Origin of the sequence: Pseudoalteromonas sp. P1-25, assembly GCF_001401805.1 — a bacterium.
Taxonomy (GTDB): domain Bacteria; phylum Pseudomonadota; class Gammaproteobacteria; order Enterobacterales; family Alteromonadaceae; genus Pseudoalteromonas.
Genome location: NZ_LKDW01000004.1, coordinates 26134 through 41023, shown reverse-complemented (window position 1 = coordinate 41023; position 14890 = coordinate 26134). Strand labels below are relative to the sequence as shown.

At 41.1% G+C, this 14890-nt stretch carries 11 protein-coding genes and 1 pseudogene; 5 read left to right on the top strand and 7 right to left on the bottom strand.

Going from position 1 to position 14890, the window contains the following annotated elements:
• Positions 1 to 36: 36 nt before the first annotated feature.
• The 5 genes and pseudogenes from AN393_RS20710 to AN393_RS04240 all read right to left on the bottom strand — a co-directional run bounded on the left by AN393_RS20710 (position 37) and on the right by AN393_RS04240 (position 5567).
• Positions 37 to 1507: pseudogene (locus AN393_RS20710) on the bottom strand (S41 family peptidase).
• A 181-nt stretch (positions 1508 to 1688) separates the two neighbouring features.
• Positions 1689 to 2201 carry a DUF421 domain-containing protein gene (locus tag AN393_RS04260; RefSeq protein WP_055017422.1) on the bottom strand — a complete coding sequence of 171 codons (513 nt, stop codon included), beginning with the start codon at positions 2199 to 2201 and terminating at the stop codon, positions 1689 to 1691.
• A 574-nt stretch (positions 2202 to 2775) separates the two neighbouring features.
• Positions 2776 to 3141: a hypothetical protein gene (locus AN393_RS04250; RefSeq protein ID WP_055017479.1), complete on the bottom strand. Its 366-nt coding sequence runs from the start codon at positions 3139 to 3141 to the stop codon at positions 2776 to 2778.
• A 121-nt stretch (positions 3142 to 3262) separates the two neighbouring features.
• Positions 3263 to 3592: a hypothetical protein gene (locus AN393_RS04245; RefSeq protein ID WP_055017420.1), complete on the bottom strand. Its 330-nt coding sequence runs from the start codon at positions 3590 to 3592 to the stop codon at positions 3263 to 3265.
• 454 nt (positions 3593 to 4046) lie between these two features.
• Positions 4047 to 5567 (bottom strand): aldehyde dehydrogenase family protein, encoded by a 1521-nt coding sequence (locus AN393_RS04240; protein WP_055017419.1) that lies wholly within the window; start codon positions 5565 to 5567, stop codon positions 4047 to 4049.
• Between the two features lie 163 nt (positions 5568 to 5730).
• Here AN393_RS04240 and AN393_RS04235 point away from each other — a divergent pair, with 163 nt between their 5' ends.
• Complete coding sequence (locus AN393_RS04235) at positions 5731 to 6627, top strand: AraC family transcriptional regulator (RefSeq protein WP_055017418.1); 897 nt, start codon at positions 5731 to 5733, stop codon at positions 6625 to 6627.
• Positions 6628 to 6706: 79 nt separating this feature from the next.
• Entirely contained in the window at positions 6707 to 7738 is a 1032-nt protein-coding gene (locus AN393_RS04230) for a LacI family DNA-binding transcriptional regulator (protein ID WP_055017417.1), read from the top strand.
• Positions 7739 to 7811: 73 nt separating this feature from the next.
• On the opposite strand, the gene gtfA is transcribed toward AN393_RS04230, so the two are convergent.
• The gene (gene gtfA, locus AN393_RS04225; RefSeq protein WP_082422664.1) at positions 7812 to 9284 is read right to left on the bottom strand and encodes a sucrose phosphorylase; all 1473 of its coding nucleotides are present in this window, start codon (positions 9282 to 9284) and stop codon (positions 7812 to 7814) included.
• Between the two features lie 173 nt (positions 9285 to 9457).
• On the opposite strand from gtfA, the gene AN393_RS04220 reads away from it, so the two are divergent.
• The 3 genes from AN393_RS04220 (at position 9458) to AN393_RS04210 (ending at position 14290) form a co-directional block, all read left to right on the top strand.
• A complete protein-coding gene (locus AN393_RS04220) occupies positions 9458 to 10675 on the top strand; it encodes a sugar MFS transporter (RefSeq protein WP_055017416.1) in 1218 nt (405 codons plus the stop codon).
• A 164-nt stretch (positions 10676 to 10839) separates the two neighbouring features.
• Positions 10840 to 13230 carry a TonB-dependent receptor gene (locus tag AN393_RS04215; protein WP_055017415.1) on the top strand — a complete coding sequence of 797 codons (2391 nt, stop codon included), beginning with the start codon at positions 10840 to 10842 and terminating at the stop codon, positions 13228 to 13230.
• A 112-nt stretch (positions 13231 to 13342) separates the two neighbouring features.
• Complete coding sequence (locus tag AN393_RS04210) at positions 13343 to 14290, top strand: carbohydrate kinase (RefSeq protein ID WP_055017414.1); 948 nt, start codon at positions 13343 to 13345, stop codon at positions 14288 to 14290.
• A gap of 65 nt (positions 14291 to 14355) precedes the next feature.
• On the opposite strand, the gene AN393_RS04205 is transcribed toward AN393_RS04210, so the two are convergent.
• On the bottom strand, positions 14356 to 14736 hold the full coding sequence (locus tag AN393_RS04205; protein ID WP_024032784.1) for an STAS/SEC14 domain-containing protein: 381 nt from the start codon (positions 14734 to 14736) through the stop codon (positions 14356 to 14358).
• Positions 14737 to 14890 lie beyond the last annotated feature (154 nt).

The following is a 14890-nucleotide window of genomic DNA, read 5'->3' as shown; positions in this document are numbered from 1 at the left end:
GAATAGTTAAGCCGCTTGTTTTAACAAGCGGCTTTTTTATAACGCTTTTATTTGCTCAAGCAATACATTGGTTGTCCAATCAATGTCGTTATAAGCCACATCGGGCTTGTAAAAATCCCCGGCCCCTCGCGCTCTGTTTACGTATACTTTGTTAGGTACAATCACTTTCCCCAACCCTGAAGGTAAATCAGCTAAGCGTACTTCCATATACATAGAATCAGCACTACTTGGTGCACCGAATAACGTTGTATTTTCAAAAAGCTTAAACTTATCAAGCGCATCTAAACAAGCACTGGCGCACTGCGGCGGAACAATAACAAACACCTTGGTTTTAAAGTCACTAGTTAAAGGCTTTTGTGGTATGTTATTTAGCGTATAAGTTTCTTGCTCTACATAAAATGGATCACCACTTTTAAGTGATAAAGCCATACCCGCAGCTGTGATTTTAACTATTTTCAATAATTCAGGCTGATTTTTTACAACCTCTAATAAAGACACTACATGGTCGGTATTATCCTTTGATGCTCTCCACCACACTTGCGTGTTTTGAGAAGTATTATTTACTTTTTGTTCTACTTTTTTTTGCCCCAAAGTTCTTTGGCTATTTGTGAGCTCCAATAAGATGAGCCACCTTGGTTATGGCGCAAATCTAACACCACAGCTTTTGCAGTAAGTAACTTGCTACGTTGCTGTTGTATTTTTTCAAACACTTTATTGTAGGCAACAGTTTGTTTATCGGTTGATGAAAAGCTAGGCATAGCAATCCACGCAATGTTTTTTTCAGGCCAGGTTAAATCAATGGGGAGTTCATCACCGTTGTAGGCGTTTTCTAAATGCTTGCAGGCTGACTTAGGCCTTACAGACCAATTTAATACGTGTGTATAGGTATCGCCATTAGCTTTAACAAATTCGCATTCTTTTAGGGGAGTTAAAAATGGATTGCCCTCGTCAATGAGTAACCGCCAACCTTGCTGCCACCAATGGCCAGGCTGTGCAACTTCACCATGAAACTTAAATACTCTCTTGCGCATTAAGGTATCTGTATTTTGCCCATCACATTGGCTTACAACATCACCTTTACTAATATTTTTGTTTTCACTGTAATACACTTTTAGCGCATCACCTCGCCACACAGTTCTAAAGCCCGGCCAGCGGCGCGCGGGTCTATCTACGCTTGAAAACGCACCGGCGTGGCCATCTTGTAATATAGTGCTAAAACGAGAGATTGCCGCCGCATGAACCTGCGGCCCACTCGCTTGAGCCGACAATGTAAGTGCCTCCGCTTTTGCTTGTTTTAATAAATCAGGAAACGCGGCGTTGTTGGCATCAAACATACCGGGATGATTATGTGCGGTAATGCTATATGCTGCCTCAATATCGCGCTCTGTTATACTGCGCCACTGCTCAGGTGTAGTAGGTATAATTGGCTCTTGTGCGGCATTTACAACTGCTGGTAGTAGGAATATTGGGAGCAATACAAAATGGTTATTTTTGTTTTTATAGTCATGAAAATCCGTTTAAGCTAAAAACAAATTACTGGTTACGTTATTGTTCATTAACAATACTAAAAAAGCGATTTAAGGTACATATGTAAATACATACCTAGCACCTAAGTAAAAACTTAAGAATCGTCCAACCTTATTTAGTAGGTGAGTAATGTGTCTGATACAGTAAAAAAGCCATGCCAATTAATCTTGGGGATTGCGTAACTTCGTAATCAGTTGATCATAGTTTTCACTTTTCGGCACAATACTTAACTCACCGTCGGCCTCGAAAACCACCGCCATAACTTTACTTAAATCACCAAAACCGGCTTTTCGAACACTCGCTTCCACCTCGGTGCTGGTGAGACGAGTGTCTTTCATAGCAGCCTCTATATATTCACCGTCGAAAAAAACTAATTGTGGAGCGGTTTTTACTACTTTGTCGAACGTCGAAAAATGGGCGCTGATCCAAGTGAGTAGATATTGTAAAAAGAGAAGTAGGCTTACCGCGACTAAAACCTCAACTATTACCACGTCTTTCAATAAGATAGCAGAACCTAAGATGGAGCCTGCCGCTACGGTGATTATCCAGTCAAAGTTGTTCATTTTAGCAAATGAGCGTTTACCCAATAAATGCGTCGCTAGGATTAAAAAGGGATAAATAATCAAGGTTGTAGTAACAATGCGCGCTATTTCACTCCACGATTCAAAAAACATATTTCCCTCTACTTAAGGTGCTGAATATACTAATAATCATATAAACTAATCAGCTACCTGAATCACACAAACTAGGTAGTCACCTTAATAAAACAAACAACACTGTGCAACTAAACCTGCCATACAGATTCAGGGGTTATCTTTTATTAATGGGTCTCTTTACGAATAATTTTTAATTTATGCCAAGACACCAAATTATAATGGCACCCACTTTATTTAGCCTATTAGGATCTAGGCTTTTTAAAGAGGAAAGTATAAGGTGGGAGTTTTGTTAATTCTTTCTCTAAATTTTTTTAACTAAAGGCACTATCACTAAAGCTAGCAATACGGCAAGAAAAAAGCTCACAAACGTATTACCAAACACCCATCTAAAAAAGATTCCTGAAAGAGACAAAACAAAAGCTGACCAAAGCCATGGATTTATATTCTGCATACTATCTAGAGCACCTCCTAGCACCCTGCTTAGGGGCGGAAACACATGGGCTATAATTTGGATCGAAGCGACGCAGCCCATGTGTTTTCGTCCCATCGAACGAAGTGAGTGTGTTGATTGGGTTATTAGGTACGTGCATATTTAAACCACTACCCTAGGGGCTTTACCATGAAAGCCCAAGTATAGTTTTTTGAGATTATCTGGCACGAGAGGCCAGCCACGCTCAATACCTTCTTTTGTACCTTTCCAGAATAAGTGCTCTGCATAATATACATCTATGTAATCGAATTCTGCTTTGGATGCAGTATCTAGTTTTTCGCTCATGTACTGCAACTGTTCTAATGCTTCTTCTAAATTACCTTGGTTAAACAAAATGGTTGTCAAATTTGCGAACTCTTCCATTAGGAATGTGAGTGCCCATTTTTCATGTTTTTCCATGAGAGACACAACGTCAGGAAATTTAGTGCGGATTTCTTTTAAGAACTGTCTTATCTCTGATTTGACCATTGATTTCTCAGAAGCACCTAACGCCACGCTAAGCGGCAAAAAATTGTTGGCTAAAATTAGCGAGGAACGAGCAAAAGCCAACTGTTGTTTGTCCGTTCTTGAGCGCCTTGTTAGGCATACTTTAAACCGATTTTCTAACAATGATTGGGCAACCACCACCTTGAGGCTCCCAATAAATAGTAATATGTGCGTTTAAACCGTTATTCTCAGTTACATTAATGTGAGCCATAGCCAAGTCATTGTTTATTGTAGTGCGTAGCTCCCCTTGGATTAAAGGAGCCTTATTTTTGTTTTCGATAACTAAATACATAGTTTGAAATGGCTTTGACTCTAATTCAATTGGCGCTGTTACAATAAAATTGCCATAGCCCTGTTCTACGAGTTTAACTTGGTTAGCAAACTTAGCCTCATCAACTTTGCATTCGCTCGCAAAAGTTGTTGAACTGAGCATCAAAAATATGATTCCGCAGATAGATTTCATTGTATGCCTAACAACTTTGTCTACGACATTTGTCGTTTTATAAACCGACAAATGTCCCTATATTACAATGCATTTATCTTAGCTAGCAAATAACCACCTGTAAACAATTAGTTAACTATAAAGAAATCTCCGTTAATGCTGTAATGCACCTAAATGGGGGAGATCTGTAATATCCGACAATGCATAAATCACTGCACATTTTTAGAGCAACTTTTATAAAGAGTTAATATCGTAAAATCGTTTTTAACGCAGGTGATGAGTTATTAAAACGCTTAGGTTTTAACGTTTTGAACGCGGCTGGTATTGTACTTATATATTACAACACGCTTAAAGTAGCGTTGTGAGTACTGTGAATAAAAAGCGCTGCAAATATGCAGCGCCCTCATTACTTAATGGTTGTTGTGTTTAAGCTTGAACTGTTTTATCAAAAAAAGCCGAGCGGATCTTCACTGTAGCTCACTAATAAATTTTTAGTTTGTTGGTAGTGATCGAGTGCCAGTTTGTGCGTTTCGCGCCCTATTCCTGATTTTTTATAACCACCAAACGCAGCATGTGCTGGGTACATGTGATAGCAGTTGGTCCACACTCGCCCTGCTTCTATTTTACGACCCATGGTATAAGCACGGTTCATGTTTCGGCTCCACACCCCTGCGCCTAAACCAAATTCTGAGCTGTTGGCAAGTTCAAGTGCTTCGGCTTCATCTTTAAAGGTCGACATTGAAATAACAGGGCCAAAAATTTCTTCTTGAAACACACGCATGTCGTTGGTGCCTTTAAGCAGCGTAGGTTGTATATAATAACCGCCGTTTAAATCGTCATTTAGCTGCTCTACATTGCCACCTGTAAGTACCTCTGCACCTTCTTTTTTACCTATGTCTATGTAACTCAGTATTTTATCAAACTGTGCTTTTGAAGCTTGAGCGCCCACCATGGTGTCGCTGTCGAGTGGGTTACCGCGTTTAATTTGTTGAGTGCGCTCGAGTATTCGCTCAATAAATTGCTCGTATATATCTTCTTGAATAAATAATCGTGACGGGCAGGTACATACCTCGCCTTGGTTAAAGTAAGCAAGTACGGCGCCTTCTATGGCTTTTGATAAAAACGCGTCGTCTTTTTCCATTACATCATTAAAAAATATATTGGGCGATTTACCGCCAAGCTCTACTGTAGAGGGAATAATGTTTTTAGCAGCACATTTTAAAATATGTGAGCCAACAGGTGTAGAGCCTGTAAATGCAATTTTAGCAATGCGTTTGCTTGTGGCCAGTGCTTCGCCTGCTTCTTTACCAAAGCCATTTACAATATTGAGCACGCCTGCAGGCAGTAAGTCACCAATAATGTCCATTAAAACTAAAATAGAGGCCGGTGTTTGCTCGGCAGGTTTTAGTACCACACAGTTACCTGCAGCAAGTGCCGGTGCAAGTTTCCATGCGGCCATTAAAATAGGGAAGTTCCATGGAATAATTTGCCCAACCACACCTAACGGTTCGTGAAAATGATATGCCACCGTGGTTTCGTCAATTTCGCCAATACTGCCATCTTGCGAGCGCAGGCACCCTGCAAAATAGCGAAAATGATCGGCCGCGAGCGGAATATCAGCCGCGAGTGTTTCGCGAATGGCTTTACCGTTATCCCATGTTTCGGCAACAGCTAGTAGCTCTAGGTTTTGCTCAATTCGGTCGGCTATTTTTAACAGTATATTACTGCGCTCGGTCACCGAGGTTGTGCCCCACTGCTCTCGCACTGCATGCGCTTTGTCGAGTGCTAGGTTTATATCGTCTTTGTCGGAGCGAGGTATTTGGCAAAATACCTTACCGTTTACTGGGCTTATATTATCAAAGTATTGGCCGTTTACAGGCTTTACCCACTCCCCGCCAATGTAATTACCGTATTGTTTTTTAAAGTTTACGAGTGCGCCATCGCTGCCTGGATTTGCATATATCATGTGTGTGCTCTCTTTATTGTTGTTAGCTAAAGGTCGAACATTTATATAAAACAAAATGCTTTATATTTAGTTTGACATTAGCCTAACGAGCACCTAAAAACTTGATTAGCTGTCCATAAAAGTTGTCTGTGAGTCCACACTAATAAAAATTTAAAGGATTGATATGCACACATCTCAGTTAAACAAAAAACGCCAACAACTTGATGTTTTAATAGAAAATAAAGTGACATTTGCAGCAGATAACAGCGAGTTGAGTATTTACGACACGTACCAAAGCGCACAAAAGGTGGCACTGCATTCAAACGAGTTACTGTTTTGTGCCATGCTCAGCGGTAAAAAAGTAATGCACGTAGAAAGTAGCCAATACCATAAAGCATTTTTACCCCACGAGTCGTTTGTATTAGCGCCAGAGCAAGGTGTATTAATTGATTTTCCACAGGCATCAATGCACGCCCCAACCACTTGTTTAGCAATTGAAATAAGCAAAGATAAAATAAACGCTGTGGCAAATGCGCTTAACATGCAGCAAAGCTTTGCACACGATGGCGGCTTATTCGAGTATGTGCCGCAATTGGTGCATAGCCAACATAATAGCCAAACACAGCAATTATTAGAGCGCATGGTGCATTTATTTAGCGAACAAGGCGCACAGCGACATTACTTAATTGACTTGTCATTAAACGAATTGATCGCCCGGTTGTTACAACAACAAAGTCGCGATTTATTACTCGCTAATAGCGATAAACCACGCCTTAAAACAAAAATAAGCGATGCACTGCTTTATATTGAAGAGCACTTAAACGAAACGCTCGACATAAATACCTTGTGCAAAATAGCCTGCATGAGCCGCAGTAAGTTTTATAAGCAGTTTAAATTGGCATTTGGCACTACCCCAGCCCTTTGGCAGCAACAATTAAGACTTAAAAAAGCCCGCAATCAATTACTACAAGGCCATGCAATTAGCCAAGTGTGTTTTGATGTTGGGTTTAATAGCGCGAGCCACTTTAGTCGTGTATTTAAACAAACCTTTGGCATTGCGCCTAAAGAGTGCCGGCATTAAGGCTAAAACCTTATTTTTTACTTTGCTAACGCCCTGAATATGTTAGTTTATTAACATGAGTATTGAGTAAAGAATTGGTATGAGTAAGCAAACCCGCTGGACCCTAAAAAGTATTGCTAAAGAGTTAGGTGTATCTAACGCAACAGTCTCTAATGCGTTTAATCGCCCTGATCAGCTATCGGCTAAACGCCGAGACGATATTCTTGCAGCGTGCAAAACCTTGGGCTATTACGGGCCCAATAAAGCCGCGCAATCGCTTCGCAGTGGTACGTTTAATATTGTAGCGTTAGTGCTGCCCGATAGTGTGGAATATATGGTATCGGACCCTGTGGCCAGTAGCTTTATGCGGGGTGTAACCTCGGTGCTTGAAAAAAACGGCATTAATGTTTTATTGTTTTCAGGAAATAGCGATAACCTTAACAGCGTGGTCGACTTTGTTGATGGCTTTATTTGTTATGGCCGCCCTCGAAATAACGCATTAGTTGAACAGTTAAAAACGGTCTCTAAACATGTGGTCACTATTGATTTTGATATAGCCCGCAATGCCTCAGTAAATATAAATAACGAGCAAGCAAGTTACGAAATAGCCAAGCATGTTTTAAAAAAAACAAGCGATAAAGTCGCTATTTTAGGCTTAAGGTTACTTGATGAAAACGTGTTATGCCGCGTATATGAACATCACGAATTTGAAACGGGGCAATCTATTTCGCACCAACGTTTACGGGGTTATCAACGTGCTCTAAGTGAGGCAAATATAACGGTGGCTGATGACCGCATTTGGAATATACCTGAGAGCAGCGAGCGTTTTGCTAACATTGCCGCTAAAGAGGTGTTAAGTGCCTCCCCTCGCCCTAACGTTATAATTTGTATGAGTGATTTAATTGCCCTTGCCACCATGCGAGAAGCGATAAAACAAGGCATAAAAATAGGTGAAGAACTGCGTATTGTCGGCTTTGATGGAATAGACGAAGCCGCTCGTTTTGTGCCGCGCCTAACCACTATTCATCAAAACAGCCAAGAAAAAGGCGTAATTGCCGCCGAGCTCTTTATATCAAAAGAAGAAAAAATATGTGATGTAAGTTACGAGCTAGATATTGGCGCAAGCGGTTAATAGGTTATGTTAAAAAGGATTGGGCAAACAAAAGCCAAGCTTTTGAGCTTGGCTTTTATGTTTTAATAGCCTGTTAAACTAACAATGCGTTTAAACTTATCGTTGTTTCTTCATCCCCATTAACTTGAGTAATCAACGCATCGCGTGTTTTAAAGTTAACGCTTAATGCAATAGACTTTTCTTCTAGTTGCCATGTTAAACAACACTCTCCCTCTGCACCATGAGCACTAAACTCGCCTGCAAAAGCGGGGTGTTCATTACGTAATTTAATGAGCTCAATTAAACCTTTTACTACAGGTTTATTGAGTGCATGCTCAATTGTTTCAGTATTTAAATACGGGCGGTTAATATCACGGCCCACATTGGTACGCGCAAGTAAATCCATATCGTTTTCGCAGGCAAATAAACCGCCGTAGTACACTTGCGGCACACCGGGGGCAAAAAACTGTATGGCACGCGAAATCAAATAATCTAAATCGTTAGCGCCTAATGCATTGTAATACGTGCAATTTACTTGGTATAAATCAACGTTACTGGCAGCAGCACCCGTAGCTTGGCGGCTTTGGTTATTGCTGTTGGCATGCATGGTTTCTACAAGGGTATCTATTTGCTGAGCATTTAATAGCCCTGGCTTGTCGCCCATTGGGCCTGCATCAATAATGCCTATACCGTCGTGCGTATCAAGTACCGTTAAACAGTTACGTGGTGAAATTTGTAACCATTTAAGTAATGCATCTACATCGTTATTAAATAAGCTGTGTAAAATAAGCGGCGGTAATGCAAAGTCGTAAACCATATTTACACGCTTTGCTACTTCTACTTGTGTTTGGTAGTGGCTGTGTATTTCGGCAATGGTTTCCATGCCAAGCTCGTTTGCTTGCTTTGAGAGGTTATCTAGGTAGCCAAAAGTTTCGTCTAGCATAAAACAATTTGTACCGGCTTGTTTAATTGCATAGCCCGCTGCATCTAAACGAATAATATTTACGTTATTTTCAGAAAACTTAGTTAATACGTTATTTAAATACGCAATACCCGCTTCAACTTTTACGTTTATGTCAATTTGGTTATCGGTAAACGTGGTCCAAAAATCATACGTTTGACCATCGCCACACTGCATTGGCGTAAAACAGCTCCCTGGGCGCGGGCGATAAATTGCTTGTTGCTCTTGCTCGCTCATACCATTTGGAAAAACGTCTTCTTTTGTTAAAAACAAATCCCAAAATTCTGATTGCTTGCCTTTTGCTAGCACATCTTGAAACTGATAAGACTGCGCCGATACATGGTTAACGATTAAATCGGCCATTAGGTCATGGTTTTCACCCAGTGCTTGAATATCAGCCCATGTACCAATGCGAGAATCTACTTCGCTGTGGTCAATCGGATCAAAACCCGCATCGCTTCCGTCAATAGGATTATAAAAAGGCAGTAAATGCACACCACCAAATACGCCCTCTAAAGGCCCTTTTAATAGTGTTGTCAGTGCGTTTATATCTTGCCCTGTGATTCGATCAGCGTATGTGATCAATTGAACTTTATTCTTCATCATGTGTGATTACCAAGTTGAAACTTAATCGATTAAGATATATCTTTAACTAGCACGTACAATTTTACAAGTAATTTTTAAATATTTTACATACAAAAGTTGTGACAAAGGTAATACTAATCAGAGTAAGTGATTGAGTTATTACTATAACTTGAGCCACAACGAGGAAAAATCACATGACGAATTTAAACACACACACGCAAAGCGACCCAATGCAGCGCATACGAATACTCACTTACATGATGTTTTTTATGTTTGCGATGACCTCTGATGCGGTCGGTATGATCATCCCCGAGTTAATCACAGACTTTGGTTTAAGCATGACCCAAGCCAGTGCTTTTCATTACGCACCTATGGCACTGATTGCCTTTAGCGGCTTATTTTTAGGGTTTTTAGCCGACAGCCTAGGCCGCAAACAAACCATAATGCTGGGCTTACTTATTTTTTCGGGTAGTTGTTTTTTATTCGCCTTTAGTAACTGTTTTTCGGTTTTTTTAATTTTGCTTTGCTGTATAGGTTTAGCCATTGGTTTATTTAAAACGGGTGCATTAGCGCTACTTGGCGATATTTCAGCAAGTAACGCAGAGCACACCAAAACCATGAATAAAGTAGAAGGCTTTTTTGGAATTGGCGCTATAGTTGGCCCTGCGCTGGTAGGCGTACTACTTACTCAAAACGTGAGCTGGACTTACCTTTATATTATTGCCGGTGTTATGTGCTTAATTTTAGCATTAATGGCATGGCGCGCCGACTACCCTGCCGTTGTCAAAAATACAGAGAAGCCCGCTTCACTTGCCACCACCATGAAAATGATTAAAAACCCGTACGCACTTGGTTTTTCACTAGCAATTGCCTTGTATGTGGCAACCGAGGTTGCGATTTACGTGTGGATGCCAACCCTTTTAAAAGATTACACAGGCTCGTGGCCTTTACTTGCAACCTACGCACTTACTGTATTTTTTGTATTACGTGCTGCTGGGCGCTTTATTGCTGTATGGCTTTTAAATCACTTTAGCTGGCAGGGCGTTATGGCATATTTAAGTTTAGGTATCGCACTGTGTTATGTAGGCACTTTGGTAGGCGGTGTGGATTGGGCTGTAGGATTACTTCCGCTTTCAGGTTTATTTATGTCGATGGTTTACCCTACTTTAAACTCTAAAGGTATATCGTGCTTTCCTGTTGCACAACATGGTGCAGTAGCTGGTGTTATTTTATTTTTTACCGCGCTTTCGGCCGCATTGGCACCTTTATTTATGGGCGTGATAAGTGATTACTTTGGCCACGTACGTTATGGCTTTTACTTAGCTACCGGCTTTGCTGTGATCTTATTTTTAGCCATGCTTTATAACTTTTACCGCGACCCTGCGGCAAAAGCATTAACTAAAAATGCATAAATAGCTGCTCAAACCAGTATAAAAAACACCTTTAAAATCAATACAAAAATAAAATAAGAGCAAATTACACACAAAAATAATTTGCTTATTGTAAAAACTTTGTTATTTTTACTTAATCGATTAAGTAAAAATAACAAACTCACACAACACAATGAGGCGTTAACATGACAACACACCACACACCTTTATATTTAATCAGTGCCTTAGCACTTGCAGTAAGCCAAGGCGTTCATGCACAAGACGAGCAAGAAACCAAAGTGCAAGCTAACCAAGGGCTTGAAACAATTGTTGTTACCGGCGTTCCTCGCCGCACAACTATTATGGCGTCGAGTTCATCAGTAAGCAGTTTATCGCTTGAACAAGTAGAGGTATCTACACCGCGCTCAACGGCTGAGGCATTTAGAATTATCCCGGGCGTTCGCGCTGAATCAACAGGCGGTGAAGGTAACGCAAATATTGCAGTGCGTGGTTTACCTGTAGCCTCGGGTGGCGCTAAGTTTTTACAACTGCAAGAAGATGGCCTGCCTGTGATGCAGTTTGGTGATGTTGCCTTTGGTAACGCCGATATTTTTATGCGCCTTGATAACACGGTGCAAACAATCGAATCAATCCGTGGTGGCTCTGCCTCTACCTCGGCTAGTAATGCACCCGGTGGCATTATTAATTTTATTTCTAAAAACGGCGAAAACGAATCGGGTAGCGTATCTTCTACTGTTGGCCTTGATTACGACAGTGTTCGCACCGACTTTGAATACGGCACCTACTTAACCGATAGTGTACGTTTTCATGTAGGCGGTTTTGTACGCCAAGGCGAAGGCCCGCGCGAAACAGGCTACACATCAAATAAGGGTGGCCAAATTAAAGCTAACCTTACTAAAGATTTTGAAAGCGGCTACGTACGCCTTTACTACAAACACCTAGACGATAAAAGCGTAGGTTACTTACCTATGCCAATGTACTCAAATGGTGATTCTATTGCAGGATTTGATGCACAATCAGATACACCACACTCTGCTTTATTTACTAAAACAGTGCGCTTAAATGGCGAAAACCAAATTAGCAGTGGCGATTTACGCGACGGCATGAACCCTAATGTAGATGCGGTAGGTTTTGAAGCTGTATTTGATTTAGATAACGATTGGCGTATCGAAAACCGTTTTCGTAAATCGTCAATTAGCGGCAACTTTAACTCGCTAATTCCTGCGGAAGTTGGCAGTGCATCGTCTATTGCACAAAGTATTGGTGGTGCAGGTGCAACACTGAGTAACGCAAATACGGGTGAGGCGTTTAATGATGAACTTGCTATGCGTATTCACACTTTTGATGTAACGCTTAATGACTTTGGATCTATTGTTAACGACTTTAAACTAACTAAATCGTTTAGCGATGACACCAGCCTAACTTTTGGTTACTTTGCCTCTACACAAAATATTGCGATGTCGTGGTTATGGAACTCGTACTTAATGGAGCTTAAAGGCGACAATGCTGCACTTTTAAATGTAACCGCAGCCGATGGCACTGAATATTCAGAAAATGGTTTATACGCTTATGGCACGCCTTATTGGGGTAACTGTTGTCAGCGCGATTACGACACCGAGTACGATACACGCGCCCCGTACGTTGCCTTTTCAACAAAACTTGGTGATGTAAGCATTGATGCAAGCGCCCGCTACGACAGCGGTGAAGCACGCGGTAACTACGCGGGTGCTGTAACTTCAACAGTAGATATGAACCGCGATGGCACTATTTCTATTCCTGAGCAAAACGTAGCTGGTATTGATATAGCTAACGCCAGCCCAGTAAATTACGATTGGAGCTACTCATCTTACTCAGTGGGTGCTAACTACCAAATTGACCCAAGCCTTGCTACGTTTGCGCGTATCAGTAAAGGCGGCCGTGCCAATGCAGACCGTTTGTTATTTGGTAAAGTACGCAGTGACGGCAGTGTTGCTGACGAAGATGCAGTAGATGAGGTAAATCAATTTGAGATTGGTGTGAAAAAACGTTTTGATTCGTTCTCAGTATTTGCAACGGCCTTCTATGCAGAAACAGAAGAGCAAAACTTTGAAGCAACTTCGCAAACCTTTTTTGACCGCGAATACGAAGCAAAAGGTATTGAGGTAGAATCAACTTACTTTATGGATGCGTGGGACTTTAGAGGTAACTTTACTTGGACCGATGCTGAAATTGCAAAAGATGCGCTAACCCCTGAAGTTGTAGGTAACACACCACGTCGCCAAGCGGATTTAATTTACTCACTAATGGCACGTTACAGCTACGATAAAGGCGCGGCAGGTGTAAGCTTTATTGGAACAACCGATGCTTACGCACAAGATAACAACGACCTTAAGTTTGACGGCTACACGCAAGTAAATGCATTTGTAAGCTACGACTTATCAGAAAACTTAAACCTTGCGCTTAATGTAAACAACCTATTCGATACAGTAGGTATTACAGAAGCTGAAGAAGGTTCAGTACCTGAAAACGACATTATTCGTGCCCGTACAATTAACGGCCGCACAACGTCGGTTACTTTAAAATACGCTTTTAACTAAATGTGTGTATTGCGCTGCAGTGAGTAATCACTGTAGCGCCTTTTAAAGTATGAATAAATAACCCCCTTCACGTTTTTAGCCTAGCCTTGCTAGGCTTTTTAGGATATTCAAAATGACAAAACTCCTGTGCTTAGGCGAGCTATTAATTGATATGCTGCCACAAGATGCTCATAACTCGGCCTATTTACCTATACCTGGCGGTGCACCTGCCAATGTAGCTGTTGGCTATGCAAAACTCGGTGGTGAAGCCGCGTTTTGTGGTGGTAAAGGGGATGATCATTTTGCCAATCAATTAAACAATGCATTAGCGCAATATAATGTAAATACAGACTATTTATTTGCCATTGAAGGCTCACAAACCGCTATGGTAATAGTCAGCCTTGATGAAACCGGCGAGCGTAGTTTTGGCTTTTATCGCCATAACACAGCCGATGTATTATTAACCCAAGCGCATTTAGCGCATATAAATTGGCAAGACATTAGCACCCTACACTTTTGTTCAAACACCCTAACCGCCCCCGCAATTGCCAGCACAACACTTAAAGCGCTAGAACTTGCTAAAACACATAATAAGCTCGTTAGTTTTGATGTGAATTTACGCTATAGCTTGTGGCAAAACACAAATGATATAGCAAGCAATGTACAAGCCTGTTATACCTATTGCGACATAGTAAAACTTTCGCGTGATGAACTTAATTTTTTAGCACAGCATAGCGATACAACGGGCGACGATTACATTAAAACGCTATTAAATACGGGAGTAAAACTGGTGTTTTTAACCGACGGGCCAGAGCCTGCCAAGGTTTACCACAGCGCATTTACACTTAACGAGTCGGCACCAAAAATAAACGCAGTAGATACAACAAGTGCGGGTGATGCATTTATAGCGGGAGTTTTATACTACTTAAATAACCTAGGACGTGATTTACCGCTAGCAGATAAACTAAATGATGAAACAAGCGTAAAAGGCGCCCTGCACTTTGCACTTAAATGTGGCTCTAAAGCGTGTTTAGCTAAAGGTGCTTTTCCGGCGTTACCAGTGCTCGCTGATGTAATGTAACTCTTAAGTAGAGTGCAAGGTGCTTTAAATAATAAAAAACGCTCTTGAGAGCGTTTTTAATCACGTTATTCATCTAGCCAATCAATAGCGGCGGTGGCGTTTTCGTAGTATTGCACCTCACCTGAAATAAACCAGTTGCCTATTTTGGCCATGCGGGCTTGCCATTCCTGATTGCCATAAATAGCAATTTTATTAAATTCTTTTGAATGCCTTACGCCAAGCTTTAAATCATCCCATGCGGCGCGAAGCTCCCAGCCTTCTAGCTCGCTAGCATCAATAAGCACGTTGGCAATAGGGTGTTTAACCTCGCCAAGGGCTGAGTCGATCATGGGGGTAATGACTTTATAGTCTTCGTGAGTGAGTGTACCCACTGCTTTTAATTTTAAAAAGAATTCTCGGCCTGCGCGTTCAATACCAATAGATAAACCATGTGTTGTGTGTACCATGCAGCTCTCCTTAATCGGGTGCGCTTATGTTATTTACAGCCTGTGTGAGTGGGTTTAATAACGAAAGTTGGAGTTAATTAAAGCCTATAAAGTGAAATTATTCCCTTTAAAAAAATAAAAACCCCAAAAATACCCATCACTTACTGAGTTAAAC